Source organism: Jeotgalibacillus sp. R-1-5s-1 (assembly GCF_004405105.1).
Classification (GTDB): Bacteria; Bacillota; Bacilli; order Bacillales; family Jeotgalibacillaceae; genus Jeotgalibacillus.
The window spans coordinates 65936-81934 of sequence record NZ_SORW01000046.1 but is presented as its reverse complement, the minus strand read 5'-3'; the positions used below and the strand labels follow the sequence as shown (position 1 = coordinate 81934).

General features: G+C 43.7%; 20 protein-coding genes. 13 read left to right on the top strand and 7 right to left on the bottom strand.

All coding sequences use genetic code 11. From position 1 onward, the window contains the following. Window positions 1-15: 15 nt before the first annotated feature. From E2491_RS14445 to E2491_RS14425, 5 genes are all read right to left on the bottom strand, one after another. Window positions 16-417 carry a hypothetical protein gene (locus E2491_RS14445; RefSeq protein WP_134376338.1) on the bottom strand — a complete coding sequence of 134 codons (402 nt, stop codon included), beginning with the start codon at window positions 415-417 and terminating at the stop codon, window positions 16-18. Between the two features lie 162 nt (window positions 418-579). Further along, on the bottom strand, window positions 580-1158 hold the full coding sequence (locus E2491_RS14440) for an SCO family protein (protein ID WP_134376337.1): 579 nt from the start codon (window positions 1156-1158) through the stop codon (window positions 580-582). Next, entirely contained in the window at window positions 1158-2165 is a 1008-nt protein-coding gene (locus E2491_RS14435) for an ABC transporter substrate-binding protein (protein WP_134376336.1), read from the bottom strand. The genes E2491_RS14440 and E2491_RS14435 overlap by 1 nt, the downstream gene beginning before the upstream one ends. Window positions 2166-2185: 20 nt before the next feature. Then, on the bottom strand, window positions 2186-2944 hold the full coding sequence (locus tag E2491_RS14430) for an ABC transporter permease (RefSeq protein WP_134376335.1): 759 nt from the start codon (window positions 2942-2944) through the stop codon (window positions 2186-2188). Next, window positions 2928-3713, bottom strand: coding sequence for an ABC transporter ATP-binding protein (locus E2491_RS14425; RefSeq protein ID WP_134376396.1), 786 nt, complete (start codon window positions 3711-3713; stop codon window positions 2928-2930). Before E2491_RS14425 ends, E2491_RS14430 begins: the two co-directional genes overlap by 17 nt. Before the next feature lie 374 nt (window positions 3714-4087). On the opposite strand from E2491_RS14425, the gene E2491_RS14420 reads away from it, so the two are divergent. After that, window positions 4088-4951, top strand: coding sequence for a PPK2 family polyphosphate kinase (locus E2491_RS14420; protein WP_134376334.1), 864 nt, complete (start codon window positions 4088-4090; stop codon window positions 4949-4951). 162 nt (window positions 4952-5113) lie between these two features. Continuing rightward, window positions 5114-6097, top strand: coding sequence for an aldo/keto reductase (locus E2491_RS14415; protein ID WP_134376333.1), 984 nt, complete (start codon window positions 5114-5116; stop codon window positions 6095-6097). 66 nt (window positions 6098-6163) lie between these two features. Here E2491_RS14415 and E2491_RS14410 read toward each other — a convergent pair whose 3' ends face one another. After that, entirely contained in the window at window positions 6164-6649 is a 486-nt protein-coding gene (locus E2491_RS14410; RefSeq protein WP_134376332.1) for a hypothetical protein, read from the bottom strand. A 303-nt stretch (window positions 6650-6952) separates the two neighbouring features. Between E2491_RS14410 and E2491_RS14405 the strand changes: the two genes are divergently transcribed. From E2491_RS14405 to E2491_RS14385, 5 genes are all read left to right on the top strand, one after another. Next, entirely contained in the window at window positions 6953-7330 is a 378-nt protein-coding gene (locus E2491_RS14405; RefSeq protein ID WP_134376331.1) for a hypothetical protein, read from the top strand. A gap of 8 nt (window positions 7331-7338) precedes the next feature. Continuing rightward, window positions 7339-7722 (top strand): hypothetical protein, encoded by a 384-nt coding sequence (locus E2491_RS14400; RefSeq protein WP_134376330.1) that lies wholly within the window; start codon window positions 7339-7341, stop codon window positions 7720-7722. A 49-nt stretch (window positions 7723-7771) separates the two neighbouring features. Next, a complete protein-coding gene (locus tag E2491_RS14395) occupies window positions 7772-8314 on the top strand; it encodes a GNAT family N-acetyltransferase (RefSeq protein ID WP_134376329.1) in 543 nt (180 codons plus the stop codon). Window positions 8315-8427: 113 nt separating this feature from the next. Then, window positions 8428-9924, top strand: coding sequence for a S41 family peptidase (locus tag E2491_RS14390; protein ID WP_134376328.1), 1497 nt, complete (start codon window positions 8428-8430; stop codon window positions 9922-9924). Window positions 9925-10016: 92 nt separating this feature from the next. Beyond that, entirely contained in the window at window positions 10017-10451 is a 435-nt protein-coding gene (locus E2491_RS14385) for an NUDIX hydrolase (RefSeq protein ID WP_134376327.1), read from the top strand. 76 nt (window positions 10452-10527) lie between these two features. Here the strand turns inward: E2491_RS14385 and E2491_RS14380 are convergent, their stop codons facing one another. Next, a complete protein-coding gene (locus tag E2491_RS14380; RefSeq protein WP_134376326.1) occupies window positions 10528-11220 on the bottom strand; it encodes an AIM24 family protein in 693 nt (230 codons plus the stop codon). Between the two features lie 461 nt (window positions 11221-11681). Here E2491_RS14380 and E2491_RS14375 point away from each other — a divergent pair, with 461 nt between their 5' ends. The 6 genes from E2491_RS14375 to E2491_RS14350 all read left to right on the top strand — a co-directional run bounded on the left by E2491_RS14375 (window position 11682) and on the right by E2491_RS14350 (window position 15998). After that, window positions 11682-13151: an Msr family ABC-F type ribosomal protection protein gene (locus E2491_RS14375; protein ID WP_134376325.1), complete on the top strand. Its 1470-nt coding sequence runs from the start codon at window positions 11682-11684 to the stop codon at window positions 13149-13151. A gap of 88 nt (window positions 13152-13239) precedes the next feature. Then, entirely contained in the window at window positions 13240-14136 is an 897-nt protein-coding gene (locus E2491_RS14370; protein WP_134376324.1) for a macrolide 2'-phosphotransferase, read from the top strand. Between the two features lie 127 nt (window positions 14137-14263). Continuing rightward, window positions 14264-14590, top strand: coding sequence for an ArsR/SmtB family transcription factor (locus E2491_RS14365; RefSeq protein ID WP_371414487.1), 327 nt, complete (start codon window positions 14264-14266; stop codon window positions 14588-14590). Next, on the top strand, window positions 14587-15075 hold the full coding sequence (locus E2491_RS14360; protein WP_134376322.1) for an SRPBCC family protein: 489 nt from the start codon (window positions 14587-14589) through the stop codon (window positions 15073-15075). The genes E2491_RS14365 and E2491_RS14360 overlap by 4 nt, the downstream gene beginning before the upstream one ends. A gap of 117 nt (window positions 15076-15192) precedes the next feature. Continuing rightward, complete coding sequence (locus E2491_RS14355) at window positions 15193-15378, top strand: hypothetical protein (RefSeq protein WP_134376321.1); 186 nt, start codon at window positions 15193-15195, stop codon at window positions 15376-15378. Between the two features lie 197 nt (window positions 15379-15575). Further along, entirely contained in the window at window positions 15576-15998 is a 423-nt protein-coding gene (locus tag E2491_RS14350; RefSeq protein WP_134376320.1) for an NUDIX hydrolase, read from the top strand. The last annotated feature ends 1 nt before the right edge of the window (window position 15999 follow it).

The following is a 15999-nucleotide window of genomic DNA, read 5'->3' as shown; positions in this document are numbered from 1 at the left end:
GACCCTTTCTCTACCTTATTTGCAATGCTTTTCCCCGAGCCTCGTTGCCCAGCCTTCACACCAGAAATCATCGTACGGTTTCAGTGTGTGTCCTTTGCTTAGTTGATATTTTCTGTAATGATAGCGGACTGCTGAAGGGATGTTGACGGCAAAAGGCATCATGGGACCTAATAACAGGTTTTGAAAGCTGTGGCCATATTCGTGTGATTTAAGTCGGTGATGTGCATTTTTTTGAACGAAGAAGAATCCGCCAAAGTTCACGCCACCCCATTTTTCGCCGAACTCGAAATAAACCGCATGGTGAAATCTCTTCGGCTTGTTACCTCTGCAGACTAAAACGGCTGCGATCAGGAGCCCAGCTAAATTAATCAGTAATCCCCAGGATAATTGAATGAGCCAATACAGATAGATGTTCATGTAAGCTCCTTTTCATTCAGAGAATTTTTGTCCTGAAAACGAATTTGAACTTATTGTCATTGTATCTGGAATTGCTGAAAGATGGCAATGAAGTTAATGTTTCACTTCAACCTGCATAAAAAACCCGGACAAAGTATACATCACTTTGTCCGGGCAATCATTTTAATACCCATGCACCAACTCCACAGCCTCCACAATTTCCTCATAAGGCACATCCACAGACATCTCGTATTTCTCAAGAATCCGGTCGCCGATCATCAGGTAAAGGGAGGTGCTGTGAACAAATTGATCAGAGCCTTCGAGCTTTGCAGCAGGTGCGATAAAGCCCCGGTTAGCAAACAGTTCGATCTCTTCCTGCTCATAGCCCGTGACAAAATCCCAGTTGGAAAAGTCGGCATCCTGCTGTGAACCGTATTCCTTCAACACGTCAGGTTTGTCGTGTTCAGGATCGATTGAAAAGGAGACGAATCGGTAGTCGAGATCTTTTTCATCCAGCTGTGACTGCAGCTCTGCCATGTTATAGGTCATCGGCATACACACGGTGTCGCAGTTCGTGAAGATAAAGGCTGCGAGCCAGATTTCGCCTTCCAGGTCATCAGTGTGAAAGTCTTCTCCATCCTGATTAACTGCCTGCAGGTCGCTTACTTCTCCATTTAAAGAAAAGTGTTCATCCAGGTCAACCCTGGATGAACACCCTTGGAGGATAAGCACGGCAAGGCATGCTGTGATCCATTTTTTCATTATTCCTGTGCACTTCCAAGCAGTGTTTCCTGAGACACTACAAGCTCATCAAACTCAGGTTTTTCCTTCAGGAATTGCAGGTCGTGAGAGGAGTCAGCAAATGCCTGGATGACCTCTGCATTAACTTCCGTTGTATACGTCACGCGCTCCCATGCGCTGGCAATGATGGATTCATCCATACGCTGGTTCGTGATTTCTTCAATGGCGTCAATGGCGATCGTCTGGGCTTCCTCAGGATTTTCGTTAATAAACTGGATGCTCTTCTCGTGTGCTTCAACAATTTGTTTAACGAGTTCATTTTCTTCCTCGAGCAGCTTTCCGCTCGTTACAAGAACCGTATTCGGTAAAGTTGTTCCGTAGGCAATTTCATCCGTATCAACAATGACTTTCGCGCCATTTGCGACAAGTGTGGATGCCCATGGCTCAGGAACAGCTGCAAGATCAACCTTACCTGATTCAAACATGGCCTGATACTGTGCTGGATTTCCCGTCACGTGCTTCAGCGTTCCGCCAATACGGGCTGATGTAATGCCTTGTTCCTTCAGGAATGTTTCCATCTGAACGTCATGTGTACAGCCGATTCCAGGTGTGATAAATGTATGATTGCCAAGGTCCTCAATGCTTTCGATGCCGCTCTGCTCACTTGCCACAACGACCGTACCACCGGAGGATGCACCTGCGATAATTTTAACATCAGCCCCATTGGCATAGTTGTTCATGACTGGACCAGGTCCAACAAAACCGGCATCAATATCGCCAGTTTTCAGTGCCGTCATGAAGGCACCGCCATCCGGGAATGTCTTATAAGTGACTTTTTTATCTTCGCCAAGTGATTCTTCAAAGTATTGCTTTTCTTTTGCGATCATGGCTGGTACATGGTCAATATTCGGAAAGTAGCCGATTACGACTTCATCCTTACTGCCGCCTGACGAGCTGTCAGAGCCGCATGCTGCCAGAACCAGGACGGTCAATGATGCTAAAAATAGTAAGCTGAATCGTTTTTTCATGTGCTTTCGCCTCCAAAAAGTTAGTCTGTTGCCAGTCCCCATTTTTTAAGGACCTTCTTTTCAACCCGCTGGAAAAACATCAGGTCGACCAAAATACCAATCAGCATAATGATGAGCATAATCGCAATCACGCGGCTCATATCGCCAAAATCTGATGCGAATCGTAATGAATAACCGAGTCCGGGACCGGTGCTGAGTAATTCACCAGCCATCAGTGCGCGCCAGGCAAAGGCCCATGCAAGGCGGATCCCTGTCACAGCATATGGAACGGAAGCGGGGATCGTGACCTTTGTGAAAAGCCGGAAGCCCCTGTAATTCATCGTCCGTGCTGCTTTTATGTAAAGCGGCGGGACATTGATGATGCCGGTGCGGACATTGATCGTCATCACAATCGTTGCACCAAGTACGACAATAAAAATAACGGCCATTTCATTTAAACCGAACCACATGATCGCAAGTGGGAGCCATACTATACTTGGAACTGACTGCAGCGCTAGGATGAGGGAACCAAGTGTTTCATCGGCCGTTTTTGATTTAGCTAAAAACACGCCGAGTAAAAGTCCTAAAATAAGTGCAATCGCAAGGCCAATAAACAATCGCTGAAAACTCGCTAAAAGATCATACAATAAGGTGCGGTTACTGAACCCTTCATAAAGAGAAGCAAAAACATCGGTTGGTGCAGGAAGAAGGGACGGTGAAACCTGGAAAACATACACGGCTCCCTGCCACACTGCGAAAAGTAAGACATAAAAAATAATTCGTTTAACGGCTGGCTGCATGATTCTGCTCCTTTTCCGTTACCTTATCAATTTCAGATTTCAATAACGCCTGAATTTTTTCTTCATATGAAATGAGTTCTTCCTTTGACTGGGAACGTGGTCTTGGAAAGTCCAGTTCGATGACATCCAGTATCGTGCCGGGCTGTGTGCCCATAACAACGATTCGGTCTGAAAGCTTCAACGCTTCAGCAATACTGTGGGTCACAAAAAGAATCGTTTTCTTCGTTTCAAGGAAGATATTTTCCACGATCTCATGGAGTCTGGAACGCGTCTGTTCATCCAGTGCCCCGAACGGTTCATCCATCAGAAGCAGTGCAGGGTCCATTGCGAGGGCTCTGGCAATCGCCACACGCTGCTGCATCCCGCCTGAAATTTCATGTGGTGAATGCTTCGTGTAGGCACTCAGCTGCACCATTTTTAAATACTGGAGTGCTTTTTGCTGCGCCTCCTTTTTGGACATATCCGGCAGGAGGGGGAACATCACATTTTCCTCCACCGTCAGCCAAGGAAACAACGCAGCCTGCTGAAACACCATGCCCCGTTCCTTGCCGGGACCTTTAATCGCTTTGCCATTCAGCTCAATGGATCCTTCTGTAGCTGATGCCAAACCAGCCACAATCGATAAAAGCGTAGACTTACCACAGCCGGAAGGACCAAGAATTGAAACAAATTTTCCCTCTTTTACATCCAGCTGAATATTTGAAAGCACAAGCTCCGAGTTACCATTGTTCGTAAAAGACTTATTTACATTTTTTATTGATAAAAACAATACATCACCCACTAACCTCTTTAATCCTATGTATTTAATCGGAATTATATGAAAAGTATAGCGAATGAAAATGGAAAGTCAACACCTATTTTTCAATTCACTGACGCGTTGACCAAATAAAGTGAAAAAAGTGAAGTAACGGTTACTTCTGTAGAGTTGGGATCTATCCCTGAAGTCTATGGTAGAGCTGAGGGACAGACCCCGATTCTACAGATATTAGGAATGTTTAATATCTTATTACAGGAATATGAATTGTGTGAATGTACTCAGCCAGAGTTGAGTGGCGTCTCCGTAGTCCGCGTTCGTTTGATTTTTCATGATCTTGGGTAGTGAGGAAGATAATCAGTAAAAATGATGAAGGTGTGGGATGGACGATGGATGTGAATAAGTATTTGGTGGAGAGCAACAAGAAGATTAAGCTGCAGGACTATGCTACGCATGAAGATCACGGAATTGAAGAGTCGGAGCTGCTGGATGAGCTCGTTCCAAAGAGTATTGATAAGTTGAAGGAGCTTCATTGGAAGCTTCACGCAGAAGAGAAGAAGGGGATTGTGGTTGTCCTGCAGGCGATGGATGCAGCGGGGAAGGACGAGGCGATCAGCTATATTTTCTCAAATCTGACTGCACAGGGACTGAAAACAGCTTCTTTTCAAAAGCCCTCCGAGACGGAGCTGAATCACGATTATTTATGGCGAATCCGGGACGGGCTTCCGGCGAGAGGACAGATTGGGATTCTGAACCGCTCTCATTATGAGGAAGTCATTGCACCAAGGGTTCATCCGGACAGGCTGAAAGAAGGCAGTGTGCCTGAGGATATGGAGCTTGACGATATCTGGCCAATGCGCTACCGCCAGATCAATGATTTTGAAAAGCATCTGACGGAAAACGGCTTTTACGTAGTGAAGTTTTTCTTTTACATGTCAAAGGAAGAACAGAAGGACAGACTGCTCGAGCGTCTGAAAAACCCGAAGAAAAACTGGGAGTTTTCATTCAACGATATTAAAGAACGCAGATACTGGGATGATTATCATGAAGCATTTGAAGATATGCTGAATCACACATCAACTGAAGATGCCCCATGGTACATCCTGCCGGCAGACGATGAATGGTACTCGCGTTATATCATCACCGAAGTCATGATCGACTGCCTTAAAAAAATAGATCCGCAATTTCCGGAACTCTCTGAGGAAGATGAAGAGAAGCTCGATGAAGCGATTAAAGAATTAGAGAACGAATAAGCGTAGACTCCGGTCTGCGTTTTTTTATGCAGGGGAGTGGTCTGACCCATACACTACAGTAGACTTCAGGGACAGATCCCAACACTGCGCTGTCGTTTAGTGGCAGGGCTGTCCGGGTAGACACGAACCATATTGAAAATCCAATGAATGAGGTGTTTGGTGATGAAGAATCGTTTAGATATTAAGCACAAATTAGGTCTTGGAACGGCTCCGCTTGGCAATATGTTCCGGGAGGTGCCGGAGAAGGAAGCAATGGAGACGATTCAGACGGCATGGGATGAGGGGATCCGATATTTTGATACTGCACCGTTTTACGGAGCGGGGCTGGCGGAGTTGAGGTTAGGTGAGATCTTATCTTCTTATAAACGGGAGGATTATCTTCTGAGCTCAAAGGTGGGCCGGATTGTGCTGGATGAAGAGGAAGAAAAAGAGGGACTGTTCGAGTATGGACGCAAGAATAAAATTCAAACGGATTATACAGAGGATGGGACGTTACGCTCGATTGAGGATAGTCTGAAGCGCTTAAAGACAGATCGGCTTGATATGGTGTTTGTGCATGATATCTCGCCGGATTTTCTGAGAGATGAATGGGTGACGAAGTTTGATGAGGCTCGAAAAGGTGCTTTTCAAGTGCTGGATCGCCTGAGAGATGAAGGGGTGATTTCAGCCTGGGGGCTTGGCGTTAATACAACGATTCCGATTGAAGTGGCACTTGAGCTGGAGGAAGCACATCCAGATCTGAGTTTATCTGCGACGCAATACACGCTGCTTCAGCATGAACGCGCACTGGAGCGTATGATGCCATTGACGCAGCAAAAAGCTGCCGGACTTGTCATCGGCTCAGCTTTTAATTCAGGAGCTTTACTTGGTGGTGACTATTTTGATTATCAGAAGATCACGCCTGAGATCAAAGAAAAAGTCAATCAATTTAACGAAGTGGCATCGCGTCACAATGTGAGCCTGAAGGATGCAGCCCTTCAATTTTCCTCAGCGCATCCAGCTGTCAAGGCCATCGTCACAGGCTCAACCAGACCGGACCGCATCAAAGAAGATCTGGCAGCCATGAACGCCAACATTCCAGAAGCGTTTTGGAATGAACTCGTAGAAAAAGAGCTGATCTCAAAGCGTGCACCATTGCCAAAGTGATAAAAAGCAGCAGCCCCGGAATGATTTCCGGGGCTTTTTCGGTGTGTAGAGTTTGGGTCTGCTTTCTTAACTGTCTTCATTGCTGCCAAACATTTTGCTTGCTAATTGTTCGTCATTTTCTCCAGTTATTGCGACAATATAAGGTTTATCTGTTGGGAAGGAACTTAGTTTTATAAGTAATTCATTAGCAACATTAGTTATTTCAACCAGACGGTCTTCCGGGATTAGAGTAGGCTCGTATGAAATTTTTAAAATGAATGTTGTTAATTCAGGATGATAGTTAACGGTCATCCCATGATATTCATCGTAGACACTCTTTAAAGCCTCATCAATTTCGTAAGTCGGTACAAACCAGGTATTCTCTGAAGCAGACATGATAAATGAGCTTCGTTCATCAAGAAAATTCGTCTGATTAAGCAAAATATATAAAATGCTGACTACAAAAATTACTGTAACGACTTCGATCGTATGTTTCTTCATCTCTTTTTCATGTTCAATTGTTTTTCTGTATTTTTGCTGAATGCTTCTTGATTTCGGATGCATTTTTACCACAGTCTGCTAACACCTCCATGTTTAATTAATTATCGGAATATTGAGACTTTTGTGGGCTTAATTCTGCTACTAAATCATACACATCAGTTTAAAAGACAATGCAATGGCTTTGTAAAACGATTCATCCTAATTTTATCATAAGTCCTATCTATTGGAATTTAATTTATTGGAGCATGTCGAATCTTTTTGGTCATGTCTTAGACTTCAGGGACACACCAAGGTCTAAGGTCTGCCTTAAGGAGGTTTTTGGAAATGTTTTGTAGAATGTTAGGAGTGATAGACGTTTAGTGGGAGGGATGAAGGATGAAATATTTGTTGAGCATGGTGCTGGCATCTTGTTTTCTTCTTTTGGGCTGTAATGAACAGTCTTCAATATTGAGTATTAGCGAGATTGAGACTGTGCCGAATGAAGTTAAGGAAGCGATTGGCTTGGAGTACAATCTTCAGTTGATCCAAGAGGATGATCAGACATATTACTTGTTTTTCAGGTCTTCAGGTGATGTCAGCACTTCTTTAGAAACGGTAGAGGATACTTTGATGATCAAACTTGATGAAGACAATGCGAATGATGAAAATCCTATGGGCAAAGTATACAAGCTCACAATTGATCCTGTACACGAAGTGATTGAGGCAGTGATTAATGGAGAGACGGTACCCTTTGATAATGTGACAGGCATTTAAGCGAAATCGTGAATAGAGGTGTACCATGCAGTTTAAAAATAAACCTTCAATTTGTAGCGATCGTTTTCCTGCTGGCCGGATGTTCAGAGGCTTTTCAATCATCATCCCCGCAGGTTTCAATTGAATGGGCAAATATCGTTAAATGGGAAGATACCGAATATTATTATGATGACGAATTAACCAGTGATTTTGATGAAGACTTACTGGATCAGGTGATTGGCGAGGTCACCTTCACACTTGTTGGGAGTGAAGAAGAAACCAACAGCACCTATTCTTTTAAAAATGGAGACGCAACTTTTGCTTCAACAGGGAGCGAAATATATTCAGTAAAAGGTCAATCTGTTGAAGAGATGGTGGCTGTTCAAGGCAAAGTTTATGTAAGACGAGAGTAGTGGAGATTCGGGGTCAGACCCTAACTCTACAGTAGAAAGGATGAAAATCATGAGTTTCCCTGAATTAGAAACGAATAGATTAAAGTTGACGATGATGAGTGAGGAGTATGTTGATCCTTATTTTGAGATTATGTCTAACGATGAAGTAACAAAATTTTACGGGATGGATTCTTTGAAGCATAAAGATGATGCGGAAAAGATCATTTCATCGATGAAGAATACATATGAAAGCAAGCGCGGCATCAGGTGGGGTATGGTGTTGAAGGAGACAGGTGAATTTGTGGGGACGCTTGGATTAAACAACCTGAATATTCCTGGGAAGCGGGCAGAGATCGGATATGAGCTTGCTCCTGCTTATTGGGGACAGGGGATGACGAGTGAAGCTGTGAAGGAAGTGCTGAGGTATTCATTTTATGAGCTGGGTTTGTATAGAGTCGGAGCAGTCACCTATCCGCAAAATGAAGCGTCCATTCAACTGCTGAAAAGGTTAGGTTTTGAGCAGGAAGGACTGCTGCGAGGCTATCTTTATCAAAATGAACAATCTCATGATGCAGTGGTGTTTTCTCTTTTAGAGCCGGATTTTGAGGGATAATTAGCGGTATAGTGTAGACTTTAGGGACAGGACCCAAGTCTACACTCATTCAATAACCCGAAACCTTTCTAATCTTTTCCACGTATGTAAGTCATAGAGAGGTGGGGGATTGGATGAGAAAGGTGATGGGATTTGGTTTGGCGGCGGTGTTGCTGCTGGCGGCTTGTGAAGAGGCTGATCGTGCTGTTCAGGAGAATGAACAGTCTGATGAGCTTGTGATCAGTCGTGATGTTGAGGATCCGCCGAGTGTTGCGGCTTATTTGCCTAAGTTTGATGAGACGGAAATACCTGAGCTGGAGCCTGAGGTGCTCATGACATTGACTGAGGAGAAGGAACTTGCTGAAGCGTTAACGCAGGATGAGATGTATGCTGACTTTGAAATATTTATCAGAACGATGCGATACGGTTATGGGCCATATGAATTTTATGGTGGAGACGAAGCGTTTAAGGCTGCAGCAGAGGAGATGAATCAGTGGATCAGCTCGTCTGAAGGACAAGTGAGTGGGGAGGAATATGCCCGTAAGCTGAGAGATGCGTTTTCATTTATCAAGGACCAGCATTTTTTCATACAGGGTGTGCACGCTTTTATGAAGGAAATGGTTCCTTATGGAGTAGAGTCGTGGCAGTTTACGAAAGAGAATGATGATTATTTCTTCAATGATGAAAAGATTGTGTTGATAAATGGAGAACATCCTGAACTGTTTATCGAGCCTTCATTTAGCGAAGACGGAGAACTGATTTATCAGGCGATCACCATGGCTGACAGCAGTGGGGGAGAGTGGACGCTGGAAACAGAGTCTGATACTTACAAGTCAACGCCAGTGCAGTTTTTCACCAACCCTGAGAGCTTAGAGCCGTTTGAAATCAGCGAAACGGAAGATGGAATTCCTGTGGTTCGGTTTGGCACGATGATGGTGAATGAGAAGGATGAGTTTACGTATGATGATATGTTTGAAGCGGGAGAGTTAATAAAAGAATCACCTGAAGCGATTCTTGATCTTCGTGATAATAATGGAGGAAATGGGAATTTTGTAGAAAAATTCATTCATAATCTTACGGGTTCTCCACCTTCTAAACAGGAATATTTATTAATAGGTACCAATACACAACATGTACTTTTATCAAATGTCAGAGATCTTTATGAAGAAGCGGGATTTAATATCGAGACGTTTTATGATCATATGCCACCAATCCTGTATGGCTTACATAGCACTGACGCGATACCGGTAGAACCGGTTTCGAAAGTGGTGACATTTGGGACTTCCTGGGCTGGAACAGGAGTGGAGATCGATAAAGAACCATCACTTGACACGAAGCTGTATATTTTAATGAACAAAAATACGGTTTCAGCAGCCGAGTGGATGACTGAGGCACTAATGGAGTACGAAAATGTTGTCCTGATCGGAACGCCAACGGCAGGTGCCTTCACAAGTGATGCAGGAGCACCATTCTACCTGCCGAATTCAGGTGTCCTTATCAATATGCCATCTACTTATTCGATCAGTCCGTATTCCTACCAGAGAGAAGCAATCGGCATCGAACCCGATGTCTGGATTCACGGAACCGGCGCGCTTGAGCGAACAATTAAGTGGGCTGAGCGGGAAGGATAGAACAAGGGTCTGTCCCTAAGGTATGGGGACAGACCCTAAGACTAAGCTTTGAAGTTTTTATCATTAAACTTATAACTGGAGTCGACATTAATATGATTACCTTTGGAGAAAAGGAAAGTGGAATAGATTATGTTTTGAGACCTGCGGTATATGTTCTGATCTTTAATAACAAGAGAGATAAAATCGCTATCATCCGAAAAAGGGATGGTAAGTACTTTCTTCCTGGCGGCGGGATAGAAAACCGCGAAACACATGAGGAGTGTTTAAAAAGAGAAGCCCTCGAAGAGTTGGGGTTTCAAGTTGAAATCAGTACCTTTATAGGCAGTGCCAGAAGGTATTTTTATTCTGTTAATGAAGGTATTCATTACTTGAACGAAGGGCACTTTTATTTTTGCAGTAAGATCAAAGAAGTCATCAAACCAACAGAAGATGATTATGAACTAATTTGGTTGGAGCCTGATCATGCGATAGATTGTCTTATTCATGACCACCAAAAGTGGGCAGTAAAAGAAGCTTTAAGAAGGTAGACTTAAGGGACAGACCCCAATTCTACGAGAAATCAAAACGCCACGCTCCTCATCAGGAGTGTGGCGTTTTCTGTAGTCAGCTCTGCTGTGTCTGATAAATTTCTTCGAATGGCTGAACGACGACAAATCCGTTGCCAGAGAATTTCATTTGAACGGATTCTCCGCTGCCGCGGCCGAAGAAGCTCTTCAGCTGAACGTCTGTGACGAATTCCGGCTCGAGGTTTCCGGACCAGGCAACAGTTGCGTTTGGATCCGTAAATACGGGTCTGTCAGGAGTCACGAGTAAAGTCAGTGGCTCATAATGAGAGGTGAAAGCAACAAGGCCCTGACCTTCAAGTCGAACATTAAATAGTCCGCCAGCCATCATCCCAGCCACTCGACGCATCAGCTTAATATCCCATTCCAGGCCGTCCTGAAAGGCGAGCAGATCATTGCCGTTAATAAATACACTCTCGCCCTCAAGGTCCAGGACCGTGATCTTTTTCCCCTGGTCCGCGACATACAGGCGTCCTTGACCATTCGCCTTCATCAGCTGAGCACCTTCTCCACTCAGGGCTTTCTTAACAAATCGGCCGAGACCGTGCTCCATCATACCTTCACGCTCAAACTTGATATTCCCCTCATAAGAAATCATCGAACCAGCCTTCGCCCAAACCTTGCCATTTAAATTAACCTCTAAAATCCGATCCGTCTCAAGCTCAAAAAAGTCCCGCGAGCTATCTTCCTGCTTCGTTTCCTGTACAAATTCTTTAATGGAGTATTTAGACATGTTAAAATTCCTCCTTTAATTGGATAGTAGTTATACGGATATAGAAGGAGAAAGTTCCATCAGTGTAGAGTTGGGGACAGACCCTCAGACTCCAACTCTACACTCAGATGACAAAGCTCCAAAAGTGGGGTATGATAATAGTTAACTTTAGTGATAGGAGGGTTATTAATGATGTATTCAGGTAGGCTACGACAGGATTCTTTGAACAATCAGTAATTTCATATGTTCAAAGGCTCTGTTTTCATAAGCAGAGTAAACGGGAGTAGTCTGCACATTTTTAATAATCTTCAACGGATCAGTTTTTACGTGGAGAAGGGCAGCTGTTGTCTGTCTTTCTTTTTGCGTTTAAAGGGAGGCGATTATTTGTCGTACGCCCGTTTACTCTACCCCCGCAAACAGGCTTGTTTCGGGGTTTTTTTATGATTACATTCCTTTTAAATTCATCAAAAGGAAGTGTTATCATGGAACGTCTTGTGCTCGAATTAAAAGATATTGAGGTTTCGTATTTAGATAAAACGATATTGAATGTGGATCAGTTGCGTATTCATCAATTCGACCGGATTGGTATTGTGGGGACGAACGGTAGTGGAAAGAGTACGCTGTTAAAAGTGATCCACGGTCAGGTCACGCCGGAGATCGGAACGATTAATAGGCAGATTGATTTCGGTTATTTTAAACAAAAAGAGGCACCTTCCCTGGATCATCAGCCGGATTATAAGCTGCTTGGACAGTTGAATGTCCCTGATCGATCGACCCATGAGATGAGCGGAGGTGAGCAGACAAGGCTGAAGCTTGCGCAGCTGCTCACTGATTATCATGAAGGGCTGTTGATTGATGAGCCAACGACCCATTTAGATGCAACAGGAATTGACTTTCTAGTAGAAAATCTGACCTATTATTACGGTGCACTCGTGCTCGTCAGTCACGATCGATATGTGCTGGACCGGCTCGTGACAAAAATCTGGGAGGTTCAAAATGGCTGTGTTAAAGAGTACACGGGGAATTATTCTGACTATCAGATGACAAAAAAGCTTGAGCAATCCCGGCAGCAGGAGCAGCATGAACGGTATGTAAAAGAAAAGCAAAGACTGCTTGCAGCTGCTGAGGAAAAGATGAAAAAAGCCAGTAAGATCAACCAGGCGAATGAGTCGATGTCAAAACGGCAGGCACGTGCAACAGCAAACCGGATGTTCATGACTAAACAGAAGGATACGAGTCAGAAATCTGTTGAAAAGGCTGCAAAAGCATTGGAGAAGAGAGTGGAGCAGCTGGAGCGGATAGATGCGGTGCAGGAAGAAAGAGCAGTCCATTTCCCACAGTCAGAAGCGGTTCAGCTCCACAACCGATTCCCGATTATGGCAGACAGACTCACCTTAAACGCTGGTGATAAAATGCTGCTGGAAGAGGCAAGCTTTCAATTCCCATCAGGTAAAACGATTGCGATCAATGGGGCAAACGGCTCAGGGAAATCAACACTGCTTCATTATATTTTACAAAAAGGAGAAGGACTGACGGTTTCTCCAAAAGCTTCGTTTGGAGTGTACCAGCAGCTTGGTTACCAGCTGGATGGGGATAAAACCATGCTTGATCTGATTAAAAGGAACAGTGAATATGATGAAGGGAAAATACGAGCTGTCTTGCATGAAATGAACTTCACAGGCAATGATCTCATCAAAAAAGTCTGTCAACTGAGCGGTGGTGAAGCCATCAGGCTGAAGCTTTGCGAGCTATTTCTCGGATCCTACAACATTTTGATCCTGGATGAACCAACCAACTTTCTGGACCTCGGCAGCATTCAGGCACTCGAAGCTTTCCTGAAACATTACGAAGGCACCGTCCTGCTCGTCAGCCACGACCGTGAATTTATCAAGAAAACAGCGGATGTGGTGTATGAAATAAAAGAAAAGAAATTAGTGCATATAGAAGGATGAGTGTAGAGTCAGGGTCTGTCCCTAAGTCTACAGTAGACTTCAGGGACAGACCCCAAACTCTCCAATAGACATATAAGGAGGAGAAAAAATGAATGCAATTGAAGTGATAAATTTAGCAGGAAAAGAAGGGCTCGTTATTTCTGAAGAAGGTCTTAAGATCAATGAATCTGGTGTGGATTTCAGGGTGGCATCGGGAAAAGATCAAGCTGGTGATAAGTGGATTTTGAGAATGCCACGCAGAAAAGAGTCGATGAGGCATGCACAAAAGGAGAAGCGTGCATTGGATACCTTATCAAATTTAGTGGATTTTCAGGTTCCTCATTGGTCTGTTTTCTCGGAGAATCTGATCGCATATAAGCAGCTTGATGGTGTTCCTGCGGCAACGATTGACATGAAAAAGCAGGCTTACGTATGGGAACTTGATGAGCACAATCCACCGGATATTTTTTATGAGTCTCTTGGAAAAGTCATGGCGGGCTTGCATTCAGTGGACGTTCGAAAATTTAATGATACAGGTGTGCCAATCATTCAGGAGCAGGATCTGAGAATTTCCATGAAGAGCAGGATGGATAAAATAAATGAACAGTTCGAGATTCACCCTGCTTTATGGGAACGCTGGCAAACCTGGCTTGCGAATGAAAAGCTCTGGCCTCATCACATAGGTGTAAGACACGGTGATTTGCATCCGGGCCATATTTTAATCAATGGGCAGCAGGCAGTAACTGGTTTAATAGACTGGACAGAAATCGCTGTTGATGATGTATCAATCGACTTCACTGCTCATTATCAAATTTTTGGTGAAAAGGGATTGAACAAACTGATTAGCGCTTACGACAATGCAGGAGGCATCACCTGGCCAACCATGCAGGAGCATATTAATGAACTCCTCGCAGCCAGCCCCTTGACCGTAGCAGAATATGCACTTGTTTCAGGCATTCCGGAAATGAAAGAAATGGCTGTGCACATGCTGAGTCAGGGTGAATAGCAGTGTAATAAAAGGGTCTGTCCCTAACTCTCCTGTAGAGTTAGAGACAGACCCCAACTTTACGTTATAATATTCTTATTGACGAATATTCTAAAAATGGTATATTTAAATGGAGAAGGTGATGTTGATGTCGGATGCGAAGTATATGAGGGTGTTTCAGGCTGTTGCGGATGAGAAGCGTTTTGAGATATTAAAGCTTTTACAGAGCGGAGCCAAAACGGTTGGGGAGATTGCTGATTCGCTTGGCTATCTTCAGCCTCAGACCTCCAAACATTTGAAGATATTGCATCAGGCGGGACTGGTTCGCGTTGAGGCTGTTGCGAACAAACGGATTTACCATTTAGAAAAGGATGGATTTACCGTATTGGGAGATTGGCTGTCATCGTACATTCAACGGTGGGAGGACCAGCTTGACCGGCTGGATGCTTATTTAAAAGAGGAGGAAGAATCATGAACGTTCAAACAGAGGGGACAAAATTAATTATCGAAAAAACGTTTTCCGTTTCACAGGAAAGACTGTTTAAGGCTTTTTCGAACTCAGATCAGCTAGAGGCATGGTGGGGTCCAAAAGGCTGGAAAACAGTTAATAAACGGTTTGAATTCGAAGAAGGCGGCTACTGGCATTATTGCATGACGTGCGAGGATAAGAGCCAGGGAGATTTTTACGGTATGGAATCATGGGGGTTGGCAAAGTTTAAGGAAATCCAGGCACCTGAGCGCTTCCTTTATGAAGACATGTTTTCTGATGAAGCAGGAAATGTGAATCCGGATATGCCGGGGATGGATATTGAAGTGGCGTTTGTACCGGTTGAGGGTGGTACAAAACTTGTGACCACAACATTCTTTGATTCAGTTGAATCCCTTGAGAAGCTGAGTGAAATGGGAATGGTTGAAGGATTCAGTTCGCAGATGGATCGGTTGGAGGAGTATTTGCGATAAATCAATTCAAAAAAATAACATACTCCATTCTTCAACACATAAGGAATTCGTGATATGATATTAAATATTCAGAATATTTTAGTATTGGGCCTATGATCATTTCAGGAGGATAGAACTTTGTTAAAAAAGTACGGATTGGCTTTTTTGTATTGCTTTACAGCATTTCTGGTCATTGGGTGGTTGTCATTCGATAATTGGATATCAACTTCAGTATTTGCCATCGTGATGGGAGGCGTTTTTGCCTGGGTGATTGAAGGGTTTTCGCCACGGAAAGCGGCGGGTAGCGGTACTGAAAGAGCTTAAAAGAACAGGGGGACGGTTCCCCTGTTCTTTTTTGATGTATGAAGATTGTTTAACTGTTGGAAAAACAGATTTTTGAGTAATTTTCATTACACGGTTTTAAAAAAGAAAATATGTTTTTGTAAATAAAATTAGTATTTTTTGTAACTGATTATTCGAATGAATCGTCTACTTTATCATCAGACATAAGGAGGATGAGAATGGAGAAAGTGACATATACACCGCCAAAACATATTGTATCTGCAGCAACGATTGTACTAAATGACCGAAATGAATTATTACTCATTAAAGGTCCGAGAAGAGGATGGGAGATGCCGGGCGGACAGGTTGAGGAAGGGGAATCGCTTGAAGCGGCGGCGATCCGTGAGACGTTTGAAGAGTCAGGAATTGAAGTGGAGATCACGAAGTTTTGCGGTGTGTTTCAGAATGTGGATCGCTCTGTTTGTAACATGCTTTTTCTGGCAAAACCAATTGGTGGTCAGCTGACAACTTCACCAGAAAGTCTGGAGACAGGATTCTTCCCTGTTGAAAAGGCCCTTAAAATGGTTGATTATAAGAATTTCAGAAAGCGTATCGAATATTGTCTCGATGAAAGTAAACATCCATTTTATATAGATTTCTAAA